13 protein-coding genes are annotated in these 13,010 nt (G+C 74.9%); 10 read left to right on the top strand and 3 right to left on the bottom strand.

From position 1 onward, the window contains the following. Positions 1-242 precede the first annotated feature (242 nt). Positions 243-890 carry a histidine phosphatase family protein gene (locus tag Q6969_RS07300; RefSeq protein WP_317229836.1) on the top strand — a complete coding sequence of 216 codons (648 nt, stop codon included), beginning with the start codon at positions 243-245 and terminating at the stop codon, positions 888-890. Here the strand turns inward: Q6969_RS07300 and Q6969_RS07295 are convergent. Next, entirely contained in the window at positions 887-1,255 is a 369-nt protein-coding gene (locus Q6969_RS07295; protein ID WP_317229835.1) for a hypothetical protein, read from the bottom strand. The genes Q6969_RS07300 and Q6969_RS07295 overlap by 4 nt on opposite strands. A gap of 258 nt (positions 1,256-1,513) precedes the next feature. Here Q6969_RS07295 and Q6969_RS07290 point away from each other — a divergent pair, with 258 nt between their 5' ends. Genes Q6969_RS07290 through Q6969_RS07280 form a run of 3 tightly spaced genes read left to right on the top strand, consistent with a single transcriptional unit; the run spans position 1,514 to position 3,658 of the window. Continuing rightward, on the top strand, positions 1,514-1,852 hold the full coding sequence (locus Q6969_RS07290) for an STAS domain-containing protein (RefSeq protein ID WP_317229834.1): 339 nt from the start codon (positions 1,514-1,516) through the stop codon (positions 1,850-1,852). Continuing rightward, positions 1,845-2,267, top strand: a complete 423-nt coding sequence (locus Q6969_RS07285) for an ATP-binding protein (RefSeq protein ID WP_317229833.1) — start codon at positions 1,845-1,847, stop codon at positions 2,265-2,267. Before Q6969_RS07290 ends, Q6969_RS07285 begins: the two co-directional genes overlap by 8 nt. Further along, a complete protein-coding gene (locus tag Q6969_RS07280) occupies positions 2,267-3,658 on the top strand; it encodes a SpoIIE family protein phosphatase (RefSeq protein ID WP_317229832.1) in 1,392 nt (463 codons plus the stop codon). Before Q6969_RS07285 ends, Q6969_RS07280 begins: the two co-directional genes overlap by 1 nt. 48 nt (positions 3,659-3,706) lie before the next feature. Here Q6969_RS07280 and Q6969_RS07275 read toward each other — a convergent pair whose 3' ends face one another. Further along, positions 3,707-5,695, bottom strand: a complete 1,989-nt coding sequence (locus Q6969_RS07275; protein ID WP_317229831.1) for a glycogen debranching N-terminal domain-containing protein — start codon at positions 5,693-5,695, stop codon at positions 3,707-3,709. Positions 5,696-5,937: 242 nt separating this feature from the next. Between Q6969_RS07275 and Q6969_RS07270 the strand changes: the two genes are divergently transcribed. The 5 genes from Q6969_RS07270 to Q6969_RS07250 all read left to right on the top strand — a co-directional run bounded on the left by Q6969_RS07270 (position 5,938) and on the right by Q6969_RS07250 (position 11,844). Beyond that, positions 5,938-7,044, top strand: a complete 1,107-nt coding sequence (locus tag Q6969_RS07270; protein WP_317229830.1) for a LacI family DNA-binding transcriptional regulator — start codon at positions 5,938-5,940, stop codon at positions 7,042-7,044. A gap of 74 nt (positions 7,045-7,118) precedes the next feature. Next, positions 7,119-8,366, top strand: a complete 1,248-nt coding sequence (locus Q6969_RS07265) for an extracellular solute-binding protein (RefSeq protein WP_317229829.1) — start codon at positions 7,119-7,121, stop codon at positions 8,364-8,366. Between the two features lie 9 nt (positions 8,367-8,375). Beyond that, positions 8,376-9,515, top strand: a complete 1,140-nt coding sequence (locus Q6969_RS07260; protein ID WP_094116663.1) for a carbohydrate ABC transporter permease — start codon at positions 8,376-8,378, stop codon at positions 9,513-9,515. Next, positions 9,512-10,438: a carbohydrate ABC transporter permease gene (locus Q6969_RS07255; RefSeq protein ID WP_317229828.1), complete on the top strand. Its 927-nt coding sequence runs from the start codon at positions 9,512-9,514 to the stop codon at positions 10,436-10,438. Before Q6969_RS07260 ends, Q6969_RS07255 begins: the two co-directional genes overlap by 4 nt. A gap of 164 nt (positions 10,439-10,602) precedes the next feature. Further along, complete coding sequence (locus Q6969_RS07250; RefSeq protein WP_317229827.1) at positions 10,603-11,844, top strand: SpoIIE family protein phosphatase; 1,242 nt, start codon at positions 10,603-10,605, stop codon at positions 11,842-11,844. Positions 11,845-11,848: 4 nt separating this feature from the next. Here Q6969_RS07250 and Q6969_RS07245 read toward each other — a convergent pair whose 3' ends face one another. Further along, positions 11,849-12,409 carry a DUF2087 domain-containing protein gene (locus tag Q6969_RS07245; protein WP_317229826.1) on the bottom strand — a complete coding sequence of 187 codons (561 nt, stop codon included), beginning with the start codon at positions 12,407-12,409 and terminating at the stop codon, positions 11,849-11,851. 107 nt (positions 12,410-12,516) lie between these two features. On the opposite strand from Q6969_RS07245, the gene Q6969_RS07240 reads away from it, so the two are divergent. Further along, a complete protein-coding gene (locus Q6969_RS07240; protein WP_104290235.1) occupies positions 12,517-12,690 on the top strand; it encodes an antitoxin protein in 174 nt (57 codons plus the stop codon). Positions 12,691-13,010: the final 320 nt, after the last annotated feature.

Here is a 13,010-nt window from a genome sequence, read left to right as displayed (position 1 = left end):
GCGGCGGCGAAGGCGGCGCGGATCGCGGGGCTCCCGTGGCCGGTCCGGCGGCGGTCTCGAGTGGCGATCGTGGCTCCGTGCTCCCGGTGCGTCCGGCGTCCGGGCGGTCGCCCGCGGACCCCTCCGACGCTAGTCCGGGGTCGCGGCGCGCGGCCGGGCGGCGGCGGAGGCGCTCAGGAGCGGGCAAGATCCGCCGGCAGCCCCGGGCGTCGGCGCTCCCGCCGCTCCGGTTGGATGGACGCATGCCCACACCCGCGCCCGCGCGCCTGCTCCTCACCCGCCACGCGCAGACGCCGTGGAACCGGGAGTACCGCTACAACTCGCGCACCGACGTGGACGTCGGCGCCGATGCCGCGGACCAGCTCGCGCCCCTCGCGGCCCGGCTGCGCGGCGAGGGCGTGGAGCGGATCCTCACCAGCACGCTCGCCCGCGCCCGCAGCACGGCGCGGATCCTCCAGGAGCAGGGCGTGGCGCCGGGCGTCGTCCCCGAGGCGCGGGCCGAGCTGGTGGAGCTCGACTTCGGCGGCTTCGAGGGCATCACGCGCGACGAGCTCCGCGGGCCCGTGCACGGCGCGGCATTCGCGGCCTGGCTCACGGGCGAGGACGGCGAGCCGGCGGCTCCCGGGGGCGAGACGTGGGCGTCCGCGGCCGTGCGCGCGCGGGCCGTGCTCGACGACGTGGCGGCGGATCCGCGCACCACGCTCGTGGTCGCCCACGGCTACCTGCTGCGCGTCCTCTACCTCACGGCCCTCGGGCGCTCGCCGGCGCTCACGCGCTCGCTGGTGTGGGCGAACGGGCAGCTCATCCAGCTGGAGCGCGACCACGACGGCGGGTGGCGGGAGACCGCGCCGGACGCCGCGCCGGATTCCCCGCGGGACGCCCGCGGCTAGTCGTCGGCGCCGGCGGGATCCGCGGCGCTCGCCGGGTAGCGCAGCTCGAACACGACGTCGTCGAGCGCGCCCGTCCAGACCATGTCGTCGCCGCGGCGCGCGAGCGGGCCGTCGGTGAGGTCGATGGCGTCGGCGAGGCCGAGCCCCGCGATCCACGCCTCGACGACCTCGCGCCGCACCTCGGGCGCGTACGCGTCGGCGTCGCCGGAGAAGTGCACGCCCTCCCACGGGCCGCCCAGCCGCCAGGCGAGCGGCGGCAGGCCGCGGAGCGCGCCCTCCGCGTTCCAGGCCAGGGCCACGGAGGTCTCGATCCCCTCGCGCGTGATGCGCCGCCCGGTCGGGATGTGCTCGGGTGCGGTCGACACGGTGTCTCCTCGTGCGGCCGGTGCGGCCGTGCTCGTGCGGGGTCGGTCGCATCCTGACCCGGCGACGGTCCCGTCTCCAGCCGGATGCGTCGCGCGGACAGGCGAGGACCCTCGAGCCCATCGTATTTCCTCGTGCGTTGGATGAGATGATGAGCGCGACGGACGCTCGGGATCCGCGCGGGGGACCGCACGGGACCGGCACCGTCCGACGGCCGCATCGGGGGATGACGACGCCGGCGGACCACCCGAGGGGGACCCATGGCGCTCACGACCGCCACCGCACGACGCGAGGACGACGTCACCGTCGTCACGGCCACGGGCCTGCTGAACATGGCCGCGGCCCCCGACCTCCGGCAGGCGATCCACGACGCGCTGGAGCCCGCCCCGCCGCGCATCGTCGTGGACCTCGCGGCGGTGGAGTTCATCGACTCCTCCGGCCTCGGCGCCCTGATCGCCGGCCTCCGCGCCGCGCGGGACGCCGGCGGCGACCTCCGCATCGCGGCACCCGGCCCGCAGGTGCGGATGGTGCTGCAGCTCTCCAACCTCGACCGCGTGCTCGTCTCCACGCCGACCGTCGCGGCGGCCTACCGTGACTGAGACCACCCGGACGCTCACCCTGCAGTCCCCGCCGGACGACGTGGACGCGGTCCACGAGCTCGTCGCCGGCCTCTGGGACGACCGCCCCGACGTGGGCGAGCTCGACCGGATGGCCTTCGAGACGGCGCTCGTGGAGCTCGCCTCCAACGTCATCGAGCACGCCGGCGGCGGCCAGGGCGTCACGTGCGTCGTGAGCGTCACCGTCGACGGCGGCACCATGAGCGCGCGGCTGCGCGACGGATCCGAGCCGGGCGACTTCCGCCTCGCCCCGCGGGAGATGCCGGGGGTGGACGCGGAGTCCGGCCGCGGCCTCGCGATGGTGCAGCTGCTCTGCGACGAGCTGACCTACGAGCGGGTCGGCGAGGAGAACGTGTGGAGCGTGCGCAGGACCCGGAGCGAGCCCGAGGCGTCCTGATGAGCACGCACGCCCGGCATCCCGGGCGACTCCGCCTGCCGCGCCTCCCGCGCCCGCTCCGGCCCGAGGTGCCCGGCCGGCTCGCCGCGATCGCCCTGCCTGCCCTGCCGCCGTGGCTCGCGCGCGCCACCTGGGTCCCGGAGTCCGCCGCACGCACCGGCACGGCCGGGCCGGCCGGGCCGACGCCCCTGCTGAAGCAGCTGCCCCTGCTGGTGCTCTTCGTCCTCGCCGTGATCGCGAGCCTCACCGTGCCGTCCCTCGCCGTCACGGCGCCGCGCTCGCTCCTGATCGCCTGCGGGATCCTCGGGGTCGCCACGGCCGTCGCCGTCGCCGTGTCCGTGCGCCCGTCCCTCGGGCGCCTCACCGTCGTGGTGCCCCTGCTGGACTTCCTCGCGGTCGGCATGCTGCGCATCGCGACCGGCGAGAACACCTCCGTCTTCACCTCCCTCGTGATCCTCCCCGTCGTCTGGTTCAGCCTCGACCCCGGGCGCTGGAACGTGCTGGTGGCCTTCGTCGGCGTCTACGTGACCCTCGGCCTGCCGCTCCTCCTGGGCCTCGACGGGCAGAACGCCAACGAGCTGTGGCGCGGGCTGTTCAGCGCCCTGGCCTTCGGGGTGGCCGCGCTCGTCGTCAACGAGCTGTCGCGGCGCACCCGGTCGAGCCTCGAGGCGTCCCGCGCACGCGAGCGCGTGAGCGAGGACGAGCTGACCCGGGCCTCCGTCGTGCAGCAGGCGCTCCTCCCGAAGACCGTCGTGCCGCTGCCCGGCTACCAGGTCGCGGGCGCGTGCCTGCCGTCGAAGGCCGTGGGCGGCGACTTCTTCGACTGGTACCCGGTTCCCGAGGGGCTCGCCTTCACCCTCGGCGACGTGATGGGGAAGGGCGTCGGCGCGGGGATCATCGCGGCCACCGCACGCGCCGTCGTCCGGAGCGCCAAGAACGTGCCGGACCCGGTCGCCGCCATCGAGCGCACCGCCGACTGCTTCACCGCGGAGCTCAGCGAGGCCGCGTCGTTCGCGACGGTCTTCCACGCGCGGGTGCGGGCCGCCGACGACACCGTCCTCTACGCGGACGCGGGCCACGGGCTCTCCGCCCTGGTGCGCGCCGACGGCACGCACGAGCGCCTCGAGTCGACCGACCTGCCCGTCGGCGTGCCGGGCGCGGCCGGCTGGACCACGCACGAGATCGCGATGGGCCCGGGCGACCTCATCGTGACCTTCAGCGACGGCGTGCTCGACCTCTACGACGGCACGCTCCGCGCGGTCGACCGGGTCGCGGAGCTCGCGCGCGCGTCGACCTCGGCGGACGACCTCGTGCGCCGGATCACCATGCTGGCGGCCGGCCAGTCCAACCCGGACGACGTGACCGTGGTGGTGCTCCGCCGCGAGGTCTGACGGCGGCCCCGGCATGTGCCCGGATCGAGGTCCGGGTCCCCGACCGCGTCAGGCCCGGCCGTGCACCGCGACCGCACCCGCCACCGCGGCATTCGGCGCGGCCCCCGCGGGCCCGCCGCCCGTCGCGACCCCGAGCACGGCGATCGCCGACGCGGCCGACCACGCCTGAGGTCGGCACGCGGCGGGGTAGGGCACGGCCGTCGGCACGTCCGCGGCGGCGTCGCCCGAGTGCAGCTCCGGCACGCGGTGGTCGAAGTCCTCGGCGGCCGCGAGGAGCCCGCGGGCGAGCGTGGCCGCCTCGTCCGCGAAGCCCTCCCGGGCGAGGCCGGTGATCGCGATGGCGGTGTCGTGCGTCCAGACGGATCCGCCGTGGTACGACAGCGGCCAGTACCCGGCCGCGTCGGTCGCGAGGGTGCGCAGGCCGAAGCCGGAGTCGAGGCGCGGCGAGACGAGCAGCTCGGCGACCCGCGCCGCGTGCTCGGGCGACAGGATCCCGGTGCCGAGCAGGTGCCCGATGTTGCTGGTGAGCGTGTCCACCGGCCGCTTGGCCGCGTCGAGCGCGATGGCCGGGTAGCCGCCCTCGCCGTCGTCGATCCAGAACGCCCGCGCGAACCGCTCCCGCATGGCGGACGCGTACGCCCGCCACTCGTCGGCCGGCCGGCCGAAGCGCTCCAGCAGCGCGGCGGCTCCGACCGCCGCCTCGTGCGCGTACGCCTGCACCTCGCAGAGCGCGATGGGGCCCTCCGCGAGCGTGCCGTCCTGCCACTGGATGCTGTCGCCGGAGTCCTTCCAGCCCTGGTTCGCGAGGCCGTGCCCGCTCTCGTCGCGGTACTCGAGGAACCCGTCGCCGTCCTGGTCGGCGTGGTCGCGGAGCCAGCCGAGAGCCGCCTCGAGGTGGGGGAGCAGCGCCTCCACCTCGTCCTCGGGCATGCCGGCGCGCCACGCGTCGTGCAGCAGCGTGATCCAGAGCGGCGTCGCGTCGACCGTGCCGTAGTAGAGCGGCGGCAGGGAGACGTCCTCCCCGGGGATGGTGAGCACGCCCGGCCGGAGCTCGTGCATGATCTTCCCCGGCTGCTCGGCGGTCGCCGCGTCCTCGTGCGCGCCCTGCAGGCCCGCCAGCACCCGCAGCGTGGAGGCGGCGATCCCCGTGCCGAGCGGCAGCATCATGCGCGCCGCCCACAGGGAGTCCCGCCCGAAGAGCGTGAAGAACCAGGGCGCACCGGCCGCGAGGAACGGCTCGTCGGGGCGCGCGGTGGTCACCATGCGGAGCCCCGAGAGGTCGTCGAGCGCGGTCGCGACCCAGCGCCCGAGGCGCGAGTCGCCGCTCTCGACGCGGACGCCGGCCCATTCGGGCTCCGACGTCGCCGGCCCGACGACGGCCGTGCGGCTCGCCGCCGTCACCGACCAGGACACCGCGACGCGGCCGCGCGCCGGGATCACGACGGACCAGCGGAGCACGACGGCGCGACCGTCCACCGCGACCTCGGCCCCCGGGGCGAGCAGGCGGGCGTCGGTGCCGTCGGTCTCCCACGCCACGCCGTCGTCGGTGATGGCGGGACGCGGCTCGACGTCGTCGACGAGACCCGCCTTGATCACGTGCATCACCGACGCGTCGGCGCGCAGCCGGACCTCGACGACCGTGGTCACGGCCGTCGTCCGGGCCGACTCGAGCGTCACCGTCTCCCGCAGGGACGTGCCGTCGACCTCCCGGCGACGCACGAGCCGCACGCGCGGGTCGGCGTCGGCGTCGTCGAGGTGGCGGAGGAGCGCGACGTGCTCGCCCGCGGAGGCGGAGCGGCGGCCGTGCGCGATCGGCTCGCCGCGCTGCCCGCCGACCGTCAGGGCGACGTGGGAGAGGATCCGCGCGTCGCCCAGGTAGAGGCCGTGGACGGGCGCGCCGCCCATGTCCCCGTCCGGTGCCGACCACGCCTGCACGGGTGCGCGCAGCAGCACGGTCTCGGCGTGCAGCAGCGGCTGCAGGGTCTCGTCGCGGCGGACGGCCGCGAGCGGATCGGATGCGGCAGGGCGGTCGTTCACGGTCGACTCCTCGTCGGGTCGGGACGGCTGCCCCCGCGAGGAGGGCGGGCAGGCGGTGCGGGAGGCCGTCCGGCGTCGGGATGGTTGACAGGACCGGCTCGCGATGTAACGTAGCACCCACGATTTGATCGTTCCAAAAAAAGATCCGCCGGCGTCCGCGTCGCGTCGGGTCCGGGCGTCGGATCCGCTGCCCACCGTCGAGCGCACCCGCCCGGCCCGCAGCCACGACCGAGGAGGAGCGCATGGCCGGTCTGCCCACCGTGTCCGACGTCGCCGAGCGCGCCGGCGTCTCGCGCCAGACCGTGTCCAACGTCATCAACTCGCCGGACATCGTCCGCCCCGCCACCCGCGAGCGGGTCGCCGCCGCGATCCGGGAGCTCGGCTACCGCCCGGACGCCTCCGCCCGGCGCCTCCGAACCCGCAAGTCCGCCACCATCGGCGTGCGGCTGGAGCCGGTGCTCGACGGGATCTCCGGCACCCTCCTCGACCGGTTCCTGCATGCGGTCACCGAGCTCGCCGCCACCCGCGGGCTGCGCGTGCTGCTCTACACGGCGTCCGGACCGGAGGAGGAGATCGCCGAGCTCGCTCGCCTGCGCGACGGCGCCGACGTGGACGCGATCGTGCTCACCGCCACCTTCGCCGGCGACACCCGCAGCCGCTGGCTCACCGAGAACGGCCTCCCGTTCATCGCGTTCGGCCGGCCGTGGGGCGTCGACGACGTCAACAGCCCGGAGCACCTGTGGGTCGACGTCGACGGCGCCGCGGGCGTCCGCCAGGCCGCCGACCACCTGCTCGACCGGGGCCTCACGCGCATCGCCTTCCTCGGCTGGCCGAGCGACGCGGGCACGGGCGACGACCGCCGCACCGGCTGGTGGGACGCCATGACCGCGCGCTCCGGCCTCAGCGCCGACGAGCTCGACCTCCTCGACGTGGAGACCCCGAACGACGTGCACCTCGCCCGCGCCGCCGCGCGCGACCTGCTCCTCGCCCAGCCGGGCATCCAGGCGGTCGTCTGCGTCTCGGACTCCGCGGCCCTCGGCGCCTCCATGGCCGCCACGGCCCTCGACCGGTCGGACGTGGCCGTCATCGGGTTCGACAACACCCCGGTCGCCGCGGCCCTCGGCATCTCCAGCGTGGAGCAGGACATGGCCGCCGTCGCGGCGGGAGCGCTCGACCTGCTCCTCGGCAGCACCGGATCCGACGTCGTCCCCCGCGGCGGCCTCGCCGCGGGGGAGGCCCACCGCCTCATCACGCCCCGCCTCGTCGTGCGCTCGCCCCTGCACCTCGACCACGCCCCTGCCCCCGTCGCCTCGCCCCCGGCCGACCCGGCCGGCGCCCCCGCTCCCTGATCCCCTCGCCGCGTCCGCGGCGCACCCCCCACCCCGCCGCCCCCGCGGCGCGCATCCCCCATGGAAGGCCAGCAATGAACACCACACGGACGGCACGATGGAGTGCCGCGATCCTCGCCACCGGGCTCGTCGTCGGCATGTCGGCGTGCTCGAGCGGATCCGGATCCGGATCCGGCGAGGCCGCCGGCCTGACGGTCCTCATCGCCTCGTCGAGCGACGCCGAGGGCGCCGCGGTGAAGGCCGCCAACGACGCCTGGGCACAGGAGAACGGCACCACGGTCGACACCGTCATCGCCAGCGACCTCACGCAGCAGCTCGGCCAGGGCTTCTCCGGCGGGAACCCGCCGGACCTCTTCTACATGAGCTGGGACCAGTTCCAGACCTACGCCAGCAACCGCTACCTCGAGCCGTATGCCGAGGACGCGGGCGACGCGGACGCCTTCTACCCGGCGCTCCGAGACGCCTTCACCTACGACGGGCGGTTCTACTGCGAGCCGAAGGACTTCTCCACGCTCGGCCTCGTGATCAACACCGACCTGTGGGCGGCCGCCGGCCTCACCGACGCCGACATCCCCACCGACTGGGCGAGCCTGCGGACCGTCGCGGAGAAGCTGACGACCGACGGCGTCACGGGCCTCTCCTTCGGGCCGGAGTACGCGCGCATGGGCCTGTTCATGAACCAGGCCGGCGGGCAGCTCGTGTCCGACGACGGGAGGACCGTCACGGCCGACAGCCCGGAGAACGTCGCGGGCCTCCAGGAGGTCAAGGACCTCCTGGGCGCGGGCGTGCTGCAGTTCCCCTCCGCCCTCGACTCCGGCTGGGCCGGCGAGGCGTTCGGCGAGGGCCGGGCCGCGATGGTCATCGAGGGGCCCTGGATCGACGGCGCGCTCTCGGCCGACTACCCCGACGTGGCGTACCGCGTCGCGGAGCTCCCCGCGGGCCCCGGCGGCAGGTCGACCTTCTCCTTCAGCAACTGCTGGGGCATCCCGGCCGGGAGCGACACCACCGAGTCCGCCGAGTCGCTCGTGGCCGCCCTCACCACCGACGACCAGCAGATGGCCTTCGCCGACGCGTTCGGCGTGATCCCCTCCACCGAGTCGGGCGCCGAGGCGTACGCCGCGAAGTACCCGGAGAACCAGGCGTTCGTCGCGGGCGTGGACTACGCGGTGAACCCGGTCGCCTTCGCGGGCGCCGCCACGGTCATCACGGACTTCAACTCCGAGCTCGAGGGCATCGCGACGGGCGACCCGGAGGAGATCCTCCAGGCCTTCCAGACCAACCTGCAGGCGGCGCTCGACACCGCGAACGCCAAGCAGGGCTAGGAGCCGGCGATGAGCAGTCAGGTCGTGGCGGACCGTCCCGCCGCCCGCGGCGCCGCGTCCGGCGGCCGTGCACCCCGGGGCCGCACGCGCGGTCCCGGGATCCGGGGCCGGGAGACCCGCTACGCCTGGCTGTTCACCCTCCCGGCCATCGTCATCGTCGGCGTGTTCCTCGTGCTCCCCATCGGCCTCGCGCTCTGGGTGAGCATGAGCGACTGGAACGGCCTCGGCTCGCCGCTCGGCGACACCGCGCGCTTCGTCGGCGCCGACAACTACCAGGCGGTGCTCACCGACCCGGGCCTCGCGCAGAAGGACTTCGGCACGGCGATCCGGAACAACGTCTACTACGTGCTCCTCGTCGTGCCGCTGCAGACCGCGCTCGCCCTGTTCCTCGCGGTGCAGGTCAACCGGAGGGTGCTCCGCGGCCGCGGCTTCTTCCGCACCGCGTTCTACTTCCCGTCGGTGACCTCCTCCATCGCCATCACCGTGATCTTCCTGTTCCTGTTCTCCGCGTCGGGCGTCGTCAACGCGGTGCTCGGCTGGTTCGGCGCCTCCGGGCCGACCTGGATGGCCGACTCCACCGGCGTGCTCCACGCCCTCCTCGGGCTCGCGGGCGTCGACCAGGCGCCCGCCGCGCTCACGGGCGCCGCGCCGCTCGGCCTCACCTGGTGGGACTGGCTGTCGGGCCCGTCCGTGGCGATGTGCGTGCTGATCGCCATGGCGGTCTTCACCACCTCCGGCACCTTCATGCTCCTGTTCCTCGCGGCGCTGCAGAGCATCGGCGGCGAGATCGAGGAGGCCGCGATGATGGACGGCGCCGGCGTCTTCCGGAAGTTCTTCTCCGTGACGCTGCCGATGCTGAAGCCCACCCTCTTCACGGTCCTCACGCTGGGGCTCATCGGCACCTGGCAGGTGTTCGACCAGATCTACCTCACCGGCGGCGGCGCTCCCGGCAAGTCGCTGCTCACCCCGGCGTACCTCGCCTACTCGACGTCGTTCACCGACCTGCAGTGGGGGCAGGGCGCGGCGATCGCGTTCATCCTCTTCTTCATCATCGTGGCGCTCACCCTCATGCAGCGGGCGCTGCTCGCGGACCGCGGCGAGCGTCCGCGCCGGACGCGGCGCGCCGCGAGGACGGGGGAGGCGCGATGAGCGCGATCCAGCAGACCGCCGTGGGCACCACCCCGGCCACCGTGGCGGAGGTCCCGCCGGAGGGCACGCCGCCGCAGCGACGGCGCGTGCTGACGCCGCGGGCGCGCCTGTCGGTCGCGGGCGGCTACCTGCTGCTCGTCGGCCTCGCGCTCGTATACATCTACCCGTTCCTCATCTCCATCGCCTCGTCGATGAAGACCGACGCGGACGCGACGGGCGACCCGCTCTCGCTCATCCCCGCCACGTGGTCGTTCGCCGCCTACGAGCGCCTCTTCACCGACGTCCCGCTGCCGCTGTGGGCGCTGAACTCCACCCTCGTCACGCTGTGCGTCACCTTCGGCCGAGTGTTCTTCGACTCGCTCGCCGGGTACGCCCTGTCGCGCCTGCGGTTCCGCGGCCGGAACCTGCTGTTCGCCGGGTTCATCGGCGTGATGAGCGTGCCCGCGGTGGTGCTCCTGATCCCGCGCTTCCTCATCCTCAAGCAGCTGGGGCTCTACGACAGCTACGCGGGCATGATCATCCCGCTGCTCGCGGACGCCGCCGGCATCTTCATCATGAAGCAGTTCTTCGACTCGATCCCCGCCTCGATCGAGGAGGCGGCGCGGATCGACGGGGCCGGCATCTTCCGCACGTTCCGCTCCATCGTGCTGCCGATGGCCCGGCCCGCCGTCATCACCCTGCTGATCCTCTCCTTCCAGGGGTCGTGGAACGAGTTCTCGCACTTCGTCGTCTCACGGCAGAGCCCGGACCTCAACACGCTGACGACGGGCGTCGCCTCGCTCGTCTCGGGTCAGCTCGGGGCCGGCAACCAGTACCCGCTGCAGCTCGCGGCGGCCGTGCTCATGTCGATCCCCGTGGCTGTGCTGTTCTTCGTGTTCCAGCGCCGGATCATGAACACGACGGAAGGTGCTGAGAAGGGCTGACCCGCGACCGTCGAGGTCTGACGGCCGCCCCGGCCCCGGGTCGCGTGCAGGGCGCGCCCGTACACTCGGCACCGGGCGCGGCGATCCAGGGGGGATCGTGCGCGAGGCGGGTCACCCGTCCGCGCGGCCGGCGCCCGCCGATGCACAGGGGGTACGACATGGCCATGCAGGAACCCGTCGCGCGGGCAGGCGGATCCGATCCGGCCGGCCGCTCGACCGCCGAGGCGGCCACCGCCGAGCAGGCCCGGCTGCGGGCCGTGAGCGACCTGCGGCTCGTGGGATCCACCGCGGAGGAGCGCTTCGACCGCGTCACCCGCATCGCGCGCGAGCTGTTCCACGTGCCCGTGGCCGAGATCAACCTGCTCGGCGAGCGGGAGCAGTTCACCAAGTCGCCGCAGCCCGCGGGCGTCTCGCTCGTGTCCGACCGGACGCAGTCGTTCTGCGACGTGACCATCCGGGCGTCCGAGATCATGGTGGTGCCGGACGCGACCGCCGACCCGCGGTTCTCCTACCGCACGACCGTCACCGGGCCCCGTCACATCCGCTTCTACGCCGGGCGTCCGCTGCGCTCCGGCGGGCAGACGGTCGGCACGCTGTGCCTCGTCGACACCGTCCCCCGTGAGCTCGCACCGGCCGAGGAGCGGCTCCTCGACGAGATGGGCGCGTGGGTGGAGCGCGAGCTCCGCGACAGCCAGGACGACGAGCTGGCCGGCGAGGTCCAGCGGCGCCTGCTCCCCGTCGACCGCCCGCTCTGGCCGGACTACGACCTCGCGGGCGTCAGCCTGCCCGCCCGCGGCGTGGGCGGCGACTTCTACTCCTGGGGCGAGGACGCCGACGGGCTGCACGTCACCATCGCCGACGTCATGGGCAAGGGCGCGGGCGCCGCGATCCTCGCCTCCGCCGTGCGCTCGGCGTTCCAGGCGCACCGCGGGCCCGACGCGGAGGCGACCGTGCTCGCCGTCCAGGGGCAGCTGCAGGGGGACCTCGACGTCACCGAGACGTTCGCGACGTTCCTGCACTGCCGCATCGACGGATCCACCGGCGCCTTCTCCTACGCGGACGGCGGCCACGGGCTCACGGTGGTGCTGCGTGCGGACGGGACGCACGAGACCGTGCCCGCCCTCGGCCTGCCGCTCGGCGTCGTGCCCGACGCGGAGTGGGCGACGGGCAGCGGGAGCCTCGCCCCCGGGGACCGCCTGATCACCTTCACCGACGGCGCCCTCGACCTCTTCGACGGGTCGCTCGACTCGGTGGGGCCGCTCGTCGACCTGGTGCGCTCCGCGACGGACGCGGCCGAGACCGTGGGCCGCATCGCGGACGCCGCGGCGGCCGCCACGGGCCGCGGCGCCATGGGCGACGACGTGTCGGCGGTGTGCGTGCGGTACGCGGGCGGTGCGGCGGGCTGACCCGCTAGTCCGCCCCCGCTGCGGTGCCGGTGCCTGTGCCGGTGCCGGTGCCTGTGCCGTCGGCGTCGCCGGCGCGCGCGTACTCGGAGCCCGAGCGGGTGCGCAGCACGAGCCCGGCGTCCACGAGGTGGCGGCGCAGCAGCGCGTGGTCGTCGGTCACACGCACGAGGCGCCCGGTGAGGGTCCGCTCGTCCACCACCTCGTCCGGGCGCAGCACCCCCTCCACGACGTGGCGGAGCAGCGCGTCGAGGTCGGCGGGGCCGGCCGGCCATGCCGCGATGCGGCCGTCGCGGAGGAAGCGCTCGACGCCCTGGGCGGGCGGGGTCGCGGGCTGCTGGGCGAGGATCGCGCGGAAGACCGCGTCGGGCGCGGATGCCCGGCCGTCGGCGTCCAGCGCGACGAGCCCGGATCCCACGAGCGAGGCGCGCGCCTTCCTCCGGCGGGCCGGCGAGAGGTGCGCCAGGGCGTCGTCGAGGCCGGATCCGAGCACGACGCGCGCGTAGGCGGCCCGCAGCTCGGGGTCGGCGAGCACGCCGGCGAGGCGGCGGGGGTCGATCGGGTCCATGGATCCAGCCTCGCATCCGCGACGGGGGGATGCCGCTCGCGCCGGATCGGAGCAGGGTGGAGGTGCGCCCCGACCGGGGCGCTTCCGCAGAGGAGGAGGAGGACGACATGGCAGATCTCGCTGACAAGGCCAAGGGACTCATCGACAGCGACAAGGGCGAGCAGGCGACGGACGGGGCCATCGACAAGGGCCAGGACGCCGCCAGCACCGCGACCGGCGGCAAGGCCGACGGCGCCGCGGAGAAGGCCGGCGACGTCGCCGACCAGAAGCTCGGCCAGTAGTCCCGCACATCGAGACCGCACCGCCCGGACCTCCCCTGGAGGGCCGGGCGGTGCCGCGTCCGGGCGGTGCCCGTCCCGCCCGCGTCCGCGCCCCCGTCCGGACGTGCGCCTTCCCAGCCGCCCCGCCGCCCTGACCCCGCGCCTCCCCTCCCGGCCGCTTCCGCCCCGCATCCGTCCCCGGGAGCTGTCAACCCCGTCGGCGCCGCCCCGTTCCCCTCCTACCGTCGAGGGGATGGCGGAGCCGCCTGGGAAGAGAGGCACCATGCAGCAGGCCGACGAGCGCCTCGAGGTCATCGCGCTCACCGAGACGGAATGGCGGG

Source organism: Clavibacter sp. MX14-G9D (assembly GCF_032917815.1).
GTDB lineage: Bacteria > Actinomycetota > Actinomycetes > Actinomycetales > Microbacteriaceae > Clavibacter > Clavibacter michiganensis_K.
This window is presented reverse-complemented; position numbering and strand designations above follow the sequence as displayed.

Excerpts from the sequence above, each read along its gene's own strand:
- Q6969_RS07240 (WP_104290235.1), top strand. The coding sequence starts at position 12,517 with ATGGCAGATCTCGCTGACAAGGCCAAGGGACTCATCGACAGCGACAAG.
- Q6969_RS07245 (WP_317229826.1), bottom strand. The coding sequence starts at position 12,409 with ATGGACCCGATCGACCCCCGCCGCCTCGCCGGCGTGCTCGCCGACCCC.
- Q6969_RS07255 (WP_317229828.1), top strand. The coding sequence starts at position 9,512 with ATGAGCGCGATCCAGCAGACCGCCGTGGGCACCACCCCGGCCACCGTG.
- Q6969_RS07270 (WP_317229830.1), top strand. The coding sequence starts at position 5,938 with ATGGCCGGTCTGCCCACCGTGTCCGACGTCGCCGAGCGCGCCGGCGTC.
- Q6969_RS07260 (WP_094116663.1), top strand. The coding sequence starts at position 8,376 with ATGAGCAGTCAGGTCGTGGCGGACCGTCCCGCCGCCCGCGGCGCCGCG.
- Q6969_RS07250 (WP_317229827.1), top strand. The coding sequence starts at position 10,603 with ATGCAGGAACCCGTCGCGCGGGCAGGCGGATCCGATCCGGCCGGCCGC.
- Q6969_RS07290 (WP_317229834.1), top strand. The coding sequence starts at position 1,514 with ATGGCGCTCACGACCGCCACCGCACGACGCGAGGACGACGTCACCGTC.
- Q6969_RS07265 (WP_317229829.1), top strand. The coding sequence starts at position 7,119 with ATGAACACCACACGGACGGCACGATGGAGTGCCGCGATCCTCGCCACC.
- Q6969_RS07280 (WP_317229832.1), top strand. The coding sequence starts at position 2,267 with ATGAGCACGCACGCCCGGCATCCCGGGCGACTCCGCCTGCCGCGCCTC.
- Q6969_RS07300 (WP_317229836.1), top strand. The coding sequence starts at position 243 with ATGCCCACACCCGCGCCCGCGCGCCTGCTCCTCACCCGCCACGCGCAG.